General features: G+C 73.8%; 15 protein-coding genes. 7 read left to right on the top strand and 8 right to left on the bottom strand.

Annotation, left to right across the window (positions count from 1 at the left end; genetic code table 11):
• Positions 1-23: 23 nt before the first annotated feature.
• On the top strand, positions 24-1,043 hold the full coding sequence (locus ACIP84_RS07505; RefSeq protein ID WP_401795776.1) for an EamA family transporter: 1,020 nt from the start codon (positions 24-26) through the stop codon (positions 1,041-1,043).
• Positions 1,044-1,217: 174 nt separating this feature from the next.
• A complete protein-coding gene (locus ACIP84_RS07510; protein ID WP_355958225.1) occupies positions 1,218-2,183 on the top strand; it encodes a DMT family transporter in 966 nt (321 codons plus the stop codon).
• Between the two features lie 31 nt (positions 2,184-2,214).
• Here the strand turns inward: ACIP84_RS07510 and ACIP84_RS07515 are convergent, their stop codons facing one another.
• Together ACIP84_RS07515 and ACIP84_RS07520 are read right to left on the bottom strand one after the other, a co-directional pair.
• Positions 2,215-2,859 (bottom strand): FMN-binding negative transcriptional regulator, encoded by a 645-nt coding sequence (locus ACIP84_RS07515; RefSeq protein WP_401795779.1) that lies wholly within the window; start codon positions 2,857-2,859, stop codon positions 2,215-2,217.
• A gap of 47 nt (positions 2,860-2,906) precedes the next feature.
• Positions 2,907-3,629, bottom strand: a complete 723-nt coding sequence (locus tag ACIP84_RS07520; RefSeq protein ID WP_401795782.1) for a pyridoxamine 5'-phosphate oxidase family protein — start codon at positions 3,627-3,629, stop codon at positions 2,907-2,909.
• 35 nt (positions 3,630-3,664) lie between these two features.
• Between ACIP84_RS07520 and ACIP84_RS07525 the strand changes: the two genes are divergently transcribed.
• Positions 3,665-4,999 (top strand): aminotransferase class I/II-fold pyridoxal phosphate-dependent enzyme, encoded by a 1,335-nt coding sequence (locus ACIP84_RS07525; protein ID WP_401795785.1) that lies wholly within the window; start codon positions 3,665-3,667, stop codon positions 4,997-4,999.
• Between the two features lie 181 nt (positions 5,000-5,180).
• Here ACIP84_RS07525 and ACIP84_RS07530 read toward each other — a convergent pair whose 3' ends face one another.
• Positions 5,181-6,281 carry a DMT family transporter gene (locus ACIP84_RS07530; RefSeq protein WP_401795788.1) on the bottom strand — a complete coding sequence of 367 codons (1,101 nt, stop codon included), beginning with the start codon at positions 6,279-6,281 and terminating at the stop codon, positions 5,181-5,183.
• 74 nt (positions 6,282-6,355) lie between these two features.
• Here ACIP84_RS07530 and ACIP84_RS07535 point away from each other — a divergent pair, with 74 nt between their 5' ends.
• A complete protein-coding gene (locus ACIP84_RS07535; RefSeq protein ID WP_401795791.1) occupies positions 6,356-7,258 on the top strand; it encodes a LysR family transcriptional regulator in 903 nt (300 codons plus the stop codon).
• Between the two features lie 8 nt (positions 7,259-7,266).
• Here ACIP84_RS07535 and ACIP84_RS07540 read toward each other — a convergent pair whose 3' ends face one another.
• On the bottom strand, positions 7,267-7,734 hold the full coding sequence (locus tag ACIP84_RS07540) for a pyridoxamine 5'-phosphate oxidase family protein (protein ID WP_401795794.1): 468 nt from the start codon (positions 7,732-7,734) through the stop codon (positions 7,267-7,269).
• A gap of 78 nt (positions 7,735-7,812) precedes the next feature.
• Between ACIP84_RS07540 and ACIP84_RS07545 the strand changes: the two genes are divergently transcribed.
• On the top strand, positions 7,813-8,565 hold the full coding sequence (locus ACIP84_RS07545; RefSeq protein WP_401795797.1) for a cysteine hydrolase: 753 nt from the start codon (positions 7,813-7,815) through the stop codon (positions 8,563-8,565).
• On the opposite strand, the gene ACIP84_RS07550 is transcribed toward ACIP84_RS07545, so the two are convergent.
• Complete coding sequence (locus ACIP84_RS07550) at positions 8,552-8,953, bottom strand: Rieske (2Fe-2S) protein (RefSeq protein WP_355958237.1); 402 nt, start codon at positions 8,951-8,953, stop codon at positions 8,552-8,554. The two genes, ACIP84_RS07545 and ACIP84_RS07550, sit on opposite strands and share 14 nt — an antisense overlap.
• Before the next feature lie 714 nt (positions 8,954-9,667).
• Here ACIP84_RS07550 and ACIP84_RS07555 point away from each other — a divergent pair.
• The gene (locus tag ACIP84_RS07555; protein ID WP_401795800.1) at positions 9,668-10,456 is read left to right on the top strand and encodes an alpha/beta fold hydrolase; all 789 of its coding nucleotides are present in this window, start codon (positions 9,668-9,670) and stop codon (positions 10,454-10,456) included.
• Between the two features lie 200 nt (positions 10,457-10,656).
• Here ACIP84_RS07555 and ACIP84_RS07560 read toward each other — a convergent pair whose 3' ends face one another.
• The 3 genes from ACIP84_RS07560 to ACIP84_RS07570 all read right to left on the bottom strand — a co-directional run bounded on the left by ACIP84_RS07560 (position 10,657) and on the right by ACIP84_RS07570 (position 12,647).
• Positions 10,657-11,373, bottom strand: coding sequence for an adenosylcobinamide amidohydrolase (locus tag ACIP84_RS07560; RefSeq protein ID WP_401795803.1), 717 nt, complete (start codon positions 11,371-11,373; stop codon positions 10,657-10,659).
• A 28-nt stretch (positions 11,374-11,401) separates the two neighbouring features.
• Positions 11,402-11,860 carry a group II truncated hemoglobin gene (locus ACIP84_RS07565; RefSeq protein ID WP_401795806.1) on the bottom strand — a complete coding sequence of 153 codons (459 nt, stop codon included), beginning with the start codon at positions 11,858-11,860 and terminating at the stop codon, positions 11,402-11,404.
• A 148-nt stretch (positions 11,861-12,008) separates the two neighbouring features.
• Positions 12,009-12,647, bottom strand: a complete 639-nt coding sequence (locus tag ACIP84_RS07570; RefSeq protein ID WP_355958242.1) for a TetR/AcrR family transcriptional regulator — start codon at positions 12,645-12,647, stop codon at positions 12,009-12,011.
• A 183-nt stretch (positions 12,648-12,830) separates the two neighbouring features.
• On the opposite strand from ACIP84_RS07570, the gene ACIP84_RS07575 reads away from it, so the two are divergent.
• On the top strand, positions 12,831-13,973 hold the full coding sequence (locus ACIP84_RS07575) for an agmatine/peptidylarginine deiminase (protein WP_401795809.1): 1,143 nt from the start codon (positions 12,831-12,833) through the stop codon (positions 13,971-13,973).
• Positions 13,974-14,111 lie beyond the last annotated feature (138 nt).

Consider the following 14,111-nt stretch of genomic DNA (forward strand, 5'->3'; position numbering starts at 1 on the left):
CCGGGTCCTGTCATCATGGCCCGATGCACGCGTCTCAGGGGAGAAGCGCCGGCCTGGGACTAGCCCTGGCCTCGGCCTTCGCATTCGGTGGTTCAGGAGTGGCGGCCAAGCCGCTCATCGAGGCGGGACTCGACCCGCTCCACGTGGTGTGGCTCAGGGTCGCCGGCGCCGCGCTCGTCATGCTCCCGGTGGCCTGGCGCCACCGCGACCTCCTGCGCCGCAAACCCGCACTCCTCGTGGGCTTCGGGCTGCTCGCCGTCGCAGGCGTCCAGGCCTTCTACTTCGCCTCGATCTCCCGCATCCCCGTCGGCGTCGCGCTGCTCATCGAGTACCTCGCCCCGGCCCTCGTCCTCGGCTGGGTCCGCTTCGTCCAGCGCCGGCCCGTCACCCGCGCCGCGGCCCTCGGCGTCGTCCTGGCCGTCGGCGGTCTCGCCTGTGTCGTGCAGGTCTGGTCCGGGCGCACCTTCGACCTCGTCGGACTCCTGCTCGCGCTCGCCGCCGCCTGCTGCCAGGTCGGCTACTTCGTCCTCTCCGACCAGGGCTCGGGCGAGGCCGAGCAGGCCGACCCGATCGGCGTCATCGCGTACGGCCTGATCATCGGCGCGCTCGTCCTCACCGTCGTCGCCCGCCCGTGGGGCATGGACTGGGCCCTGCTCGGCGGCAGCGCCGACATGGACGGCACCTCCGTGCCCGCCTGGCTGCTGCTCGGGTGGATCGTGCTGATCGCCACGGTGCTCGCGTACGTCACCGGCGTCGTCTCGGTGCGCAGGCTCTCCCCGCAGGTGGCGGGTGTCGTGGCTTGCCTGGAGGCCGTCATCGCGACCGTGCTCGCCTGGGTGCTGCTCGGGCAGTACCTCGACGCGCCGCAGATCATCGGCGGCGCGGTGGTCCTGGTCGGAGCGTTCATCGCCCAGTCGTCGACGCCCAAGGCGGCTGGGGCGGGTCCCGCGGCGGGGTCGGCGGCGGACGTGGCAGGTGTGGTGGAGGCCGCCGGCGCGACGGGCCGCGATACCGAGTTGTCCGCCCGGCGGACCGGGGCCTAAGGTGCCGATCATGCATGCGACCGTGCTTCCGCCTCCCGCCGCCTAGCGCGCGGGTACCCTCCTCGACGAAGACCGGGCTCGGCCGGGCGACCTCTCGCCCCCGAGCGGTTCGTCGCTGCCCGCGCGCGGAGCCGAGCGACCACCTTTCCCTCCTGTCTTCCACGGAGAAGCCACGTGTCGAACACTTCGGAATCCGCCCTGTCCGTCGGGCGGAGCCTGCTCTATCTGATCGTCGCCGGGATCGCCTGGGGCACGGCCGGTGCCGCCGCCTCACTGATCTTCCGCATCAGCGACATGGGCCCGCTGGCCCTGTCCTTCTGGCGCTGCGTCGGCGGTCTCGTGCTGCTGCTCGGGGCGCTCGCCCTGCGTCCCCGGCGCCGGGTCGCCCGTACGGCAGTGGAGTCGCGCGGCCGCCGGACGGCCCGCATCCTCGGCACCGGGATCGGGCTGACCGTCTTCCAGAGCGCCTACTTCGCCGCCGTCGAGGCCACCGGCCTGGCGGTCGGCACGGTCGTCACGCTGGGCGCGGGTCCCGTCCTCATCGCCGTCGGCGCCCGGCTCACCATGGGCGAACGCCTCGGCCGCGGCGGCATCACCGCGGTCACCGGCGCGCTCGCCGGGCTCGTCGTACTCGTCCTCGGTGGCGGGGCGGCGGAGGTCCGTCCGCTCGGTGTCGTCCTCGCGGTCGTCTCGGCGGCCGGATACGCGGCGATCACCCTGCTCACGCGCTACCTCGGCCGCGACGGCGGCCGCACGGACGCGCTGTCCACCACGACCTGGGCCTTCGCGATCGGGGCGGTAGGTCTGCTGCCCGCGGCGCTCGCGGAGGGACTCGTACCGCACACGGACGCGCCGGTGAGCGTCGTGCTCCTGCTCGTCTACGTGGCCGCCGTGCCGACCGCGCTCGCCTACGCGCTGTACTTCGCCGGGGCGGCGGTCGTGCGGGCCGCCACCGTCTCCGTGATCATGCTCCTGGAGCCGGTGAGCGCGGCCGTGATCGCCGTCTCGCTGCTCGGTGAGCGGCTCACCACCGCCATCGTGCTCGGCACGCTGCTGCTGCTCGCCGCGGTCACGGGCCTCGCGTTCGCCGAGGCGCGGACGGCGACGGCGGAACGGCGGCGGGAGGCCGTGGCGGTGTAGTCGGAGGCGGGGGCTCGTGCCCCCGCCGAAGTCAGCCGGTGGCGCGACGGCGCAGCTGGTGGCCCCGCGCCGCCCGGTCGCGCGGGCCGTCGCGCTCGGCCAGCCGCTCCATGACCCGGTCCTGGATCTCCTGGGGCTTGTTCCCCGCGTACTTGAACTTGGCCCGCACCCCGGTCACCTCGAGGCGCAGCCCCCGGATCCCGGACAGCATGCGGCCGAACGGCGCCTCGCCGGGGACGGCGGGGGCCGTGCCGCCGTCCGGCTGGAAGTGGGCGACCTGGCGGTTGAGCAGCTCCGCCTTCTCCGCCGGATCGTCGACCACGTGCGCGGTGCAGCGCAGCTGGACGGAGGCGTAGTAGGAGGTGGGCGTGCCGTGCGCGGTGGGCATGCCCTCGGGGGCCGTCCACGTCCCCGGCACGAAGACGTAGTCGTCGACCACGCCGAGGAGCACCGTCGGGTTCGCCTCAAGGGCGCGCCACAGCGGGTTCGGGCGGGCCAGATGGGTCAGCACCCGGCCGTACGGGCCGGGCTCGGCCTCGTACCGGAAGTGCGTCGGCTGCACCCACGGCGGGTCTCCGGGCAGGCCGTTGACGGCGAGTTGGCCGAAGTCGTGCCGGGAGAGCCAGTCGCGCCACTCGTCCTCGTCGTGGGGGGCGTCCCAGGGGTGGATCAGCATCGTCCGTCCGTCCCTTCGTCGTTCGCGGCTTCGCCGTCCGGGGCCTTCTAGAGGGCGGTCAGGTAGTCGGGCAGGGCGACGGCCGGGTCGAGGTCGTCGGCCGGGACCGGCGCGCCGTAGCCGCCGCGCACCGGGACCACACCGGACCAGTGGGGGAGGGCGAGGTCCTCGGCGTCGTCGTTGGGGCCGCCGGTGCGGACCTTCGCCGAGACCTCGTTCAGGTCCAGGCGGATCACGGCCGTGGCGGCGAGCTCCCTGGCGTTCGCGGGGCGGGAGTCGGCGGAGCGGCCGGGGACGACCTGGTCGACCAGGGCGTCGAGGGCGGTGCGCAGCTCGTCGGGGTCGGTGACCTGGTGGGCGGTGCCGAGGACCACGACCGAGCGGTAGTTGAGCGAGTGGTGGAAGGCGGAGCGGGCGAGCACGAGGCCGTCGACGTGGGTCACGGTCAGGCAGACGGGCAGGCCGGGGGCCGCCACTCCGTCGCCGGCCGCGCGCAGCGGCCGCGAGCCGGTCGAGCCGTGTACGTAGAGGCGGTCGCCGACGCGGCCGAAGAGGGTCGGGAGGACGACCGGCGCGCCGTCCCGTACGAACCCGAGGTGGCAGACGTACGCCTCGTCGAGTATCGAGTGGACGAGGGTCTTGTCGTACGACGCGCGCTGGCGGGAGCGGGTGGGGACGGTCCGGTCGGTCGGCGTGTACGTGTCGGCGGCAGCGGTCTCGGCGGCCCCGGCGGAGGTCTTGTCGGCGGCCGTGTCGGCGGCGGTGCTCATTGCGTTCTCCATTGCACTAGTGCATACTTGTCTTTGTGCTAGGAGAGTATCGGATCGAAGGTCGTCGCGCATCGGACATCGCCGCGAGTGTGGAGCGGGGGGTGGGGCTCGGGGCTCTTGAGCCAGGACAACTTCTGCCGCCAATGCGGGAGTTGGCCGGCGTGCTCGGCGTGAACCCGAACACCGTCGCCGCCGCCTACCGCACCCTGCGCGAACGCGGGGTCATCGAGACCGACGGGCGGCGCGGCAGCCGGGTGCGCCCGCGACCCGCCACGACCGCACGCGGCTCGATCCGGGTGGAGGCCCCCGCCGGGGTCAGGGACGTCAGCAAGGGCAACCCCGACCCCGCCCTGCTCCCCCCGCTCGGCGAGGCCTTCGCCGAGGTCGCCCGGAGGTACGCCGAACGGCCCGGCATGTACGCGGAGGCCCCCGTCGACGAGGAGTTCGGGCGCCTCGCGCGCGCCGCCTTCGACGCGGACGGAGTGCCGGACGGGCCCGTCGGCGTCACGTCCGGGTCCCTCGACGCCGTCGAGCGGGTGCTCGCCGTGCACCTCCGGCCCGGCGACGCCGTCGCCGTCGAGGACCCGGGCTGGGGCAGCCTGCTCGACCTGGTGCCCGCGCTCGGGCTGCGGCCCGTGCCGGTCGCCGTCGACGACGAGGGGCCGCTTCCCGAGGCGGTCGAGCGCGCGATCGGGCATCACGGGGCGCGGGCCGTGATCGTGACGGACCGGGCGCAGAACCCGACCGGTGCGTGTGTCACCGAGGCCCGCGCGGGGGAGTTGCGGCGCGTGCTCGCCGGGCATCCCGGAGTGCTGCTCATCGAGGACGACCACGGGCACGGGATCGTCGCGCAGCCGCTGCACCCGCTGGCCGGGGGCACCGACCACTGGGTGCTGATCCGCTCGGTCGCCAAGGCCTACGGGCCCGACCTGCGGATCGCCGCCTTCACCGGCGACGCCGAGACCGTCGACCGGGTGCTCGGCCGGCAGCGGCTCGGGCCCGGCTGGGTCAGCCGGCTCCTCCAGCGGACCGTCGCGCACCTCTGGGCCACGGACGCGGTCGACGCGGCGGCCGTCGCGCGCTCGTACGGGCAACGGCGCGACGGACTCGTACGGGCCCTGGCCCGGCGGGGCGTCGAGGCCCACGGGCGCAGCGGCATGAACGTATGGGTGCCGGTGCCCGACGAGACCGGGGCGGTGGCGGGCCTGGTGGCTTCGGGGTGGGCGGTGGCGCCGGGGGCGCGGTTCCGGATGGCTGCGGGGCCGGCGGTGCGGCTCACGGTGTCCGGGCTTGAGGCGGGCGAGGTGGAGGCGCTGGCGGAGGCGGTGGCGGGGGCGGTGGGGCCGGTGGCGGCGCGGAGCTATGGATGAGGCGGGGGTGTGGCGGGGCCTTGCGGCTCCGGGCCGCGGCCCGCGCAGTGTGGGCAATCGTCCCGCTGGGGCGGGACGGGTGGGCACACGGGACGGCGCCCTTGGCGGCGCCTCCGCCCCTTGTGGCTGGACCCGCACCCCAAGCGCATTGCGCAAGGAGTGCGGGTCAGGGCGCGGGAGCCTAGGCCCGGCAAGGGGCGCCGTCCGTTGTGCCCACCCGTTCCGCCCCGGCGGAACGATTGCCCACAACGGGGGCGGCGTCCGTTGTGCCCACCCGTTCCGCCGAACGATTGCCCACAACGGGGGTGACCGTGGCGGCACCCGTTGTGTTCACGTTGCCCGCGACAGGCGTGGTCGTGCGGCGGGACGGCCGGGTTTGGGTGAGGGCTGCGCCGGCCAGGACTATCACGGCGCCCACCGGGGTGTTCCACGTGAGTTGTTCGTTCAGCAGGACCACCCCCGCCGCCGTCGCGATGACCGGGATGAAGTACGTGACCATCGCGGCCGTCGTCGGGCCGACCTCCGCGACCACCCCGTACTGGAGCAGCATCGCGTACCCCGTGCCGAGCGCGCCGAGCGCGATCACGGCGAGCAGGGGGAGTACCTCCACCGACTTCGGGACTGAGGTGAACAGCGGCGTGACGACCGCCAGTTGCAGGGTCGCCAGGCCGACCTGGGAGCCCGCGAGCGAAAGGTTCGAGGAGCCCGTGCCGGTCAGAGTCCTGCGGACGTAGATCCAGCCGACCGCGTAGCTGAACGAGGCGAGCAGGGCCAGCGCCGTGCCCGTCACGTCGACGCCCGAGAAGCCCTGCCACGCGCCGAGGACCGTGAGCACGCCCATGAAGCCGATGCCCAGGCCTGCCGCGCGGACCCGGGTCGGGCGGTCCTCGGAGAGAGCCACGAGGGAGAGCAGCATGCCCCACAGCGGGGTCGTCGCGTTGCAGATGCCGGCGAGCGTCGAGGGGATGGTCAGCTCGGCGTACGCGAAGAGGGAGAACGGCAGTGCGTTGAGGAGGAAGGCCGCGACCGTCAGATGGCCCCAGACGCGGGCGCCGCGCGGCAGCCGGTCGCGCTTCACGACCAGGGCGACGGCGAGCACCGCCGTACCGAAGAGGAGCCGTCCGAAGGTGACCTGGAACGGCGCGAAGCCCTCCGTGCCGACCTTGATGAAGACGAAGCTGAAACCCCAGATCAGGGCCAGTACGCCGAAGCGGACGCGCCAGTCGAGCAGGCGTGGGGCGGGGGACGCCGGGGATGTCGTGGGTGGGGCTGCGGGGCTCATGCCACTCAGCGTGACCGCCCCGACCTCTTAGAACAAGCGAGAATTCCTCGACCCCTTCCCTTAGTATCGCTTACATGTTGAATCTGGAGCGCCTGCGCACCCTCGACGCCGTCGCCCGGCACGGCTCGGTCAGCGGCGCGGCCGACGGACTCCACGTCACCACCTCCGCCGTCTCCCAGCAGCTGGCCAAGCTGGAGCGCGAGGTGGGGCAGGCGCTGCTCGCCAAGAACGGCCGGGGGGTGCGGCTCACCGACGCCGGGCAGCTGCTCGCCGAGCACGCGGCCCGGATCCTCTCCCAGGTCCAGATGGCCCAGGCCGACATCGAGGCCCAGCGCGGCCAGGTCGTGGGCGAGGTGCGGGTCGCCGCCTTCCCGACGGCCGCCCGGGGCCTGTTCCCGGCGGCGCTCGCCGCACTGCGCGCGGGGCATCCCGACCTCCGGGTCCGTACGACGGAACTGGAACCGGAGAACGGCGTGCGCGCGGTGCTGCGCGGGGACGCCGACCTCGCGCTCGTCCTGGACTGGAGCAACAAGCGGGCTCCCGTGCCCGGCGGTCTCGAGCGTGCCCATCTGCTCGACGACTCCGCCGACGTGGCCCTGCCCGCCGGGCACCGGCTGGCCGGACGTGAGGCGGTGGACCTGGTGGACTTCGCCGACGAGGAGTGGGTCTCCTGGCCCGAGGGCGAGTTCTGCCACGACTGGCTGATGTTCACACTGCGCTCGCAGGGCATCGAGCCGCGGATCGGTCACCTGGCGGGGGAGCACCACACCCAGCTGGCGCTCGTCGCGGCGGGGCTCGGCGTCTGTGTCACGCCCAGGCTCGGTCGGCCCGTACCGGAGGGGGTCGTCTTCGTGCCCGTACGGCAGCAGGTGCGGCGTCATATCTACGCGACCTGGCGCGCCGACGCGGGCCGCCGGCCCTCCGTACGGGCGGTCGTCGGCGCGCTGCGGGCGGCGGCCGAGCCGTTGGGGAGCTGACCCGGGGGTCAGCGGCCCGCCAGTTTGCGGAAGTCCCAGGACGCGATCGCGTCCGGTGCCAGCCGCATCCAGGCGTGCCTGCCGTCGTGCGGCATCGCGTCCAGGCCGAAGTTCTTGGCGGCGAAGAGCTGCTCGGGCACGTCGAGTTCGGTGCACGGCTCGCCCGTACGAGGGGCCTCGCCGACGAAGGTGACGGTGCCGGACAGCTCCACGCCGCGCAGTTCGCCGTAGTCCTCGCCGTCGTCCACCACGACGGCGATCCTCGGGTCGGCGCACAGCTCCGCCCAACGGCGGCTGCGCGTCAGCGAGTACAGCCAGAGCGAGGAGCCGTCCCAGGCGAACCAGAGCGCGCTCACGTGCGGGCGGCCGTCGGTGGAGACGGTCGCGACCCGGCAGGTGCGCTGTTCGGCGAGGAAGGAGTCGAGCTCCGCCGGGGTCATCATGATCCGGCGTCCACGGCGCTGTGTGACGGTCATCGTCCGCACCCTTCTGGATTTCTGATGAGACGTCAGAAAGCATGGGGGGCCATTCGCGCGCGTGCAAGGGGAGAGACCATGGAGCAGAGGGCGAGAGAGCGGCTCGGGGAGCGGATCCGGCCGGACGGCGGGGTCGTGCTGCTCACCGTCGAGTGCCAGCAGGGGGTCGTCGGGACGGAGAGCGCGCTGCCCGAACTGGCCGCCGCCGCCCGTGCGTCGGGCGCCCTGCGGAACGTCGCCCGGCTCGTGGCCGCCGCGCACGAGGCGGACGTCCAGGTCATCCACGCCGTCGCCGAACGGCGCCCCGACGGGCGGGGGGCCAACAGCAACGCCCGGCTCTTCCGGGCCGCCGCCCGGCTTCCCGTGCAGCAGCACAGCGGGAGCACGGCGGTACGGATCGCCGAACCGATCGAGGTCGCCGAGGAGGACCTCGTCGTACGGCGGCTGCACGGGCTCTCGCCGCTCGCCGGGACCGACGTCGACCCGCTGCTCCGCAACCTCGGCTGCCGGACCCTGATCGTCACCGGGGTCTCCGCCAACGTGGCCGTGCCCAACGCCGTCTTCGACGCCGTCAACCTCGGCTACACCGTGGTCGTGCCCGCGGACGCCATCGCGGGGGTGCCGGCCGACTACACCCCCGCGATGATCCGTCACACCCTCGCGCTCGTCGCCACGATCACCACGACCGACGAGATACTCGCCTGCTGGAAGTTCCCCCGGCGGTCCGCCGGCGCGTCCGGCGCGTCGGGCGGAGGAACCACAGGAAGCGCCGGAGCCACCGGAAGCCACGGAAGCGACGGGAACCCCGGGGGTGCCGTCAGCCGAGGCTGATCGCGTCACCGACCACCTGGATCGGAGTGGGAGGCAGCGGGGAGCCGGCCGGGCCGGACTTCACGCTGCCGTCCGACATGTCGAACCGGCTCTGGTGGCACGGGCAGACGATGACACCGTCCTTGACGCTGCTCACGGCGCAGCCCGCGTGGGTGCACTTCGAGGAGAAGGCCTTGAACTCGCCGGCCTTCGGCTGGGTGATGACCACGCCCTTGTCGGCGAGGATCTTCCCGCCGCCCACCGGGATGTCCGCGGTCCGTGCGAGCGTCTCGCCCTCCGCCGCCTCCCCCCTGTCGTCGGTGCCGCCACCCCCGCATGCGGTGAGTGCCGCTGCCAGGCCCGCGCCGCCCGCTGCCGCGACGACCGTCCGGCGTGCCACTCCGCTCATGTGCTGCCCCTCTTCCCTCGTGTCTTCGGAGCGCTGGTGCTCCTGCCAGAAGGTACGTCTGTGACCTGTGTCCCGTTCACAGGATCGGCCGTTCGCCTCCTCACAGTTCTGACTAGAGTGTCCGATCCTGGACATCTTGTGGTCGAACTGTCCATCTGACGGGCGGCGACGGGCATGCTGACACGGTCGGTGAGTGCCCATCACGTACGAGCCGTGCTGCGGGCCGCCGAGCGGCGCGGGGTCGCCACCGGGCCGCTGCCCGCCCGGGCCGGACTGCCCTCGGCGCTCGCCGGGGAACCTCGGACCCACGGGACGCAGTACGGCGCCGCGGTCGTCGACCAGACCGCCGTACGGCCCGACGGCTCGACGGCTCGACGGCTCGACCGGATCCGTACGAGTCCTCCGCATGGGGTTCGCGGACGGGATGCTCAACGGCCTCTGCCTGAGCCCGCTTCGGCATCCAGGCGCGGTACGCCACGTTCGACCGGATCGTCGGCACCGCCCAGGACTTCCAGATCCCGGGCCTCCTCACGACACCGAAGCCCAAGCTCTCCGTGCGACCGGGCACCGTCGCCTGCCCCGCCCCGGCGGCGCCCACCGGGACACCCGGCGCCCCGTGAGTCCCGGACCGTCTCCCCGTCCGCCGGGGTTCCGTATCTGACGGACCGTGCGACCTGGCAGACTGCGGGCCTCACGGTCGTCTCCCCCCGTGTCGTGAGCGGACCGCTCCACCGGGGAAGCGGCAAGCGACTCCTGGAGGCCCACCATGGCGCAGCAGCCCGGACAGTCGGCGGTCCGCACGAGCGGACGGCCCCGCCGGCCACCGCACCGGCCCGGGAGCGGGGCGAACGCCCGATGACGCTCTGCCCCACCCGACGTGCCGACCCCGGCGGGTTCGTCGTCCGCAGCGCGCCCGCCGTGCCGACCGCGGCCGTGCTGCTGCTCCACGGGGGCCGCGCCGACGGCCCCGAGCCGCCCCCCGCCCTCAACCTGCCCGCGCTGCGCATGCGGCCCTTCGCCGCCGCGGTGAGCCGGGCCGTCCGGGGCCGGAACGTCCTGATCGCCGAGGTGCGCTACCGCCACCGCGGCTGGAACGGTGAGAGTGCCGACGCGGCCAGGGACGCCGAGAGCGCGCTCGTACGCCTCCGGGAACAGGCCGGGCCCGTCCCCGTCGTCCTCGTCGGCCACTCGATGGGGGGCCGCGCGGCACTCGCCGCCGCGGGAGACCCCACCGTCCGCGGTGTCGTCGCCCTGGCCCCCTGGTGCCCCACCGGCGAGCCCGTCGACCACCTGGGCGGCCGGCGCCTCTACCTGCTCCACGACGAGAGCGACCGCGTCACCTCGGCCCGCGCGTCCTGGGACTTCGTCCGCAGGGCCCGCGCCGCGGGCGCGGACGCGGCGGGCATCCCGATGCCGACGGGCGGCCATGCGATGCTGCGCGGCGCCCATCTGTGGCACCGGCGGGCGGCCGAACTCACGGCGGCGCTGCTGTCGCACGGGTGAGGGGCCGCGACCGGCGGAGCCGGAGCGACCGGCCCCCGCCGACGCACTCGTGAGCTCGCCGATGAGGTGTCGCGCCACGGGCTCGACCTTGAGCGAGGACCGGCTCGATGCTGAGCGAGGACCGGATATAGGCGCTCGCACCGGGCCCGGCCGCGTATCAGCGGGATGCGACGCGCCGTACGCCACGGGTGGGTCGGACCCTAGGCGGTGATCTGGCCCGCGCACGCCGCGTGCGTCGCCCCGTGAACCGCGCGGGCCAGGCGGGCGCCCCACAGGGAGCGCGGGCCGGCGAAGGGCTCGGCGTCGGCGTCGGCGTGGGGGCTGGTGCCGGTGCCCGTGCCGGGACCGGTGGGCGTCGGGGCCGCCACGCAGACCGCGTCCGTCGGTGTGCCCGAAGCGTCCGCGCCGAGTTCCACCAGGGCCTGCACCTTCGCCTCGGTGGCGGTGGCCACCGCGTTCACGAGGGCCGCGTCCGTGAGGGGGACCGGCAGGGACACGATGATGTTGATCGTGCCGGGGCGGGGCACCGTGACGCCGCCGACGCCCGGTGCCGCCGCCCAGCCCCGTACGCCTATCCCCGCGGTGACCACCGCCCGTACACCGCCGTCCTCGGCGTGGCACCGGTCCGCGACCGAGGCGGCCGTCATCAGACCCACCCCCGGACCGGTGAGCCCCGCCCCGGCCGCCAGGTCGCGGAGGTGGGCGACGGGATCGAGCCGGTCGTAGCCGGGCGGTACCTGGGCGTTGATCACCCACTCCCGCTCGCCGATGCCGCCGCCGAGAACCGCGCTCGACACCATGCGGAAGCCAGGCCCCGGCGCCCACACGAGGAGGGGTCGGTCACGGCCCTGCTCCGTGTGGGTGAGCAGAGTCGCGTCGGCGAGAGACGTGCTGGTCAGGAGGGTTCGCGTAGGCACCCCCGCACCCTAGGCGGTGCCTCGTGGATCAGACGAGGCCGTCCCAGCCCCAGCGCGGTGTGGGGCCGGGTTCGCCGAGGTCCGTGCCGGGCGCGGAGGCGGAGACGTCCTTGGCGATGCGCGTACCCCAGTCGAAGTACTCCACCACCCGGCGGCGCAGCAGGGTGTCGTCCGGCAGTTCCTTCTCCACGGCCGCCGTCATCAACTCCATCCAGCGCAGCCGCTGTTCCTCCGTGATGCCGAGCCCGAGATGCGCACGGAGCAGGGCCTGGTGACCGCCGAGCTCCGCCGTGAACCCGGCGGGGCCCGAGAACACCTCCGCCAGCCAGACGGCGACGTGCTCCACATGGGCGGCGGTGAAGTCGGCGAAGACCGGCGCGAGGAGCGGGTCGGCCAGGACCCCTTCGTAGAACGTCTCGGAGAGTCGGCGCAGCGCGTCGGCGCCGCCCACGGCCTCGTACAGCGTGTTCGTGTGCTCGGCGGTCATGGAGGGCCTCCGGATCCGTGATGTGTCCTCCCAGCTTTCACACAACAGGCCCGGGATCCAAGGATGTTCGCTCTCGGCGGGGCGGGGTGATCCCCTCGGGTCCGCCGGTGTGCCAGGTCTCCGGCGGGAGCCGGGCCGGCCGGCCGTCTCAGGCGCCGGCGGCGAGCGTGTGGACCAGGGTCCTGAGGACCGCACCGGCGTCGACATCGGCGTCCAGGGACTCCACGGCGGCCAGACCGTCGACGGCCGCGGCGACGGCCTCGCCCAGCGGCCGGGGGTCGAGACCGCCGCCCCGCTCGTCGGCGAGAACCTGGAACAGGGCGACGAAGCAGGCGCGCCAGCGCCGGTACTCCGTCTCCAGGGACTCCCTGACCCGGTCGTCGTTCAACGCGTGCCAGTGCAGCGCGGAGTGGAGGTGGGCGAGGTCCGCCTTCTCCGGCCTGCCGAGCAGGTCGAGCACCCGCTCGGCGCGCTCGGCGAAGGTGCCGGGAGCGGCGACCGCCTCCTCCAGGGGCGAGATCCACTCGGGCCGGATGTCCGCGACGACCGCGAGGACGAGGTCGGTCCTGTCCTGGAAGTGGTAGTGGCACATCCCGTGCGACACCCCGCAGAGCGCTGCCACGTTGCGGGTGGTGAAACGCTCGCTCATCTCGCCCGAGAGCAGGGTGCGGGCGGCCGCGATCAACCGGGTCCGGGTCTGCTCGCCCTTCACCGAGGCCCGCGACCGTGAGGCCGGGCGGGTCGGGGGAGCGGTCGGGTTCGGAGAGTCCTTCGCGGATGCTGCCATGGCCTCACTCTAACCAGGCTGCACGCCCGCCATCTGCGGGTTTCGTTGCTTCGCACACCCGGTGGCGGACGAGTTCCAGCGGTTCCGGGCCATGCTGCGCTTAGTATTGACCGAGCGCTCGGTCAGTTTTACTTTTCCGGCCATCCGCGGACCCTCCGCGGGGAGTTCAAGCAGGAGGCACACGTGAGCCGTCCCGAATCCAGCCGACACGCACGCAGCGGCCCGAGCCGCCGGGGACTCCTCGCCGCGGCCGGTCTGACCGCCGCCGGAGCCGCCCTCGCCACGACCCGCTTCCAGGCCGGGGCCGACAAGGCCGCGGGCACCTTCCGGGTCCCGGTCGAGGACGTCCGCCACACCCGTACGTGGATGGCCTGGCCCGACAGCACGTCGATCTGGGGCGACAGGCTGAGCGGCGTCCAGGCGGACATCGCCCTGATCGCCCGCACCGTCGCGAAGTACGAGCCCGTCGTGATGTGCGCCAACTCGGGCAGCGCCGCCACGGCCCGCCGGCTGTGCGGCTCCACGGTCACCGTCATCAGCAGCATCCCCGTCGACGACTGCTGGATGCGCGACTCGGGGCCCGTCTTCCGTACCGACGGGGCCGGCGGCCTCGACGCGATCGGCCTCAACTTCAACGGCTGGGGCGACAAGCAGACCCACGCCAAGGACGCCCTCGTCGCCGGACGCGTCGCGTCGTACGTCGGCGTGCCGATCACCTACGCCGACCTGGTCGGCGAGGGCGGAGCCGTCGAGCAGGACGGCGCGGGCACCCTCATGGCCACCCGCAGCAGCCTCGTGAACCGCAACCGCAACCCCGGGGTGACGGAGCGCCGGCTGGAGGCCGCCCTGTGTGCGGCGTACGGCGCTTCCAAGGTCATCTGGTTCGACGGCGTCAAGGGCCAGGACATCACCGACGACCACGTCGACGCCACGTCCCGCTTCCTCGCCCCCGGCGAGGCCCTCGTCCAGATGCCCCTCGCGTCCGACGACGACGCCTACGCCCGGGACGCGCGCCGGCAGTTCAGCGTGCTGTCCGCCTCGACGGCCTCCAACGGCGTCCCGATGGACACGATGCGCCTCCAGGGCCCCGACTACGACAGGATCCGCTCCGCCGACCCGAAGTTCCTCGCCTCGTACGCCAACTTCTACCTCTGCAACGGTGCCGTCATCAGCGCCCACTTCGGCGACACCCGCGCGGACCGGGCGGCGAAGGCGACCCTGCAGAACCTCTACCCCGACCGAGTCGTCGAGCAGCTGGACATCGACCGCCTCGGCACCGGTGGCGGCGGCATCCACTGCGTCACCCAGCAGCAGCCCGTCCGCTAGGGCCTGGAGAGCGGGCCGCTGCGACCGAGGGCCGATGCCGGCCCGCGGCCACCCTGACGGGACATCATGTCGGCGCCTCTCCCTGCCGGAGTGGTGCCTTCTCCCGGTGTAAATTGGCGAGATCGTCATGGCGTGAAC

This window comes from Streptomyces sp. NPDC088707 (assembly GCF_044752725.1).
In the GTDB taxonomy this organism is placed as follows: domain Bacteria; phylum Actinomycetota; class Actinomycetes; order Streptomycetales; family Streptomycetaceae; genus Streptomyces.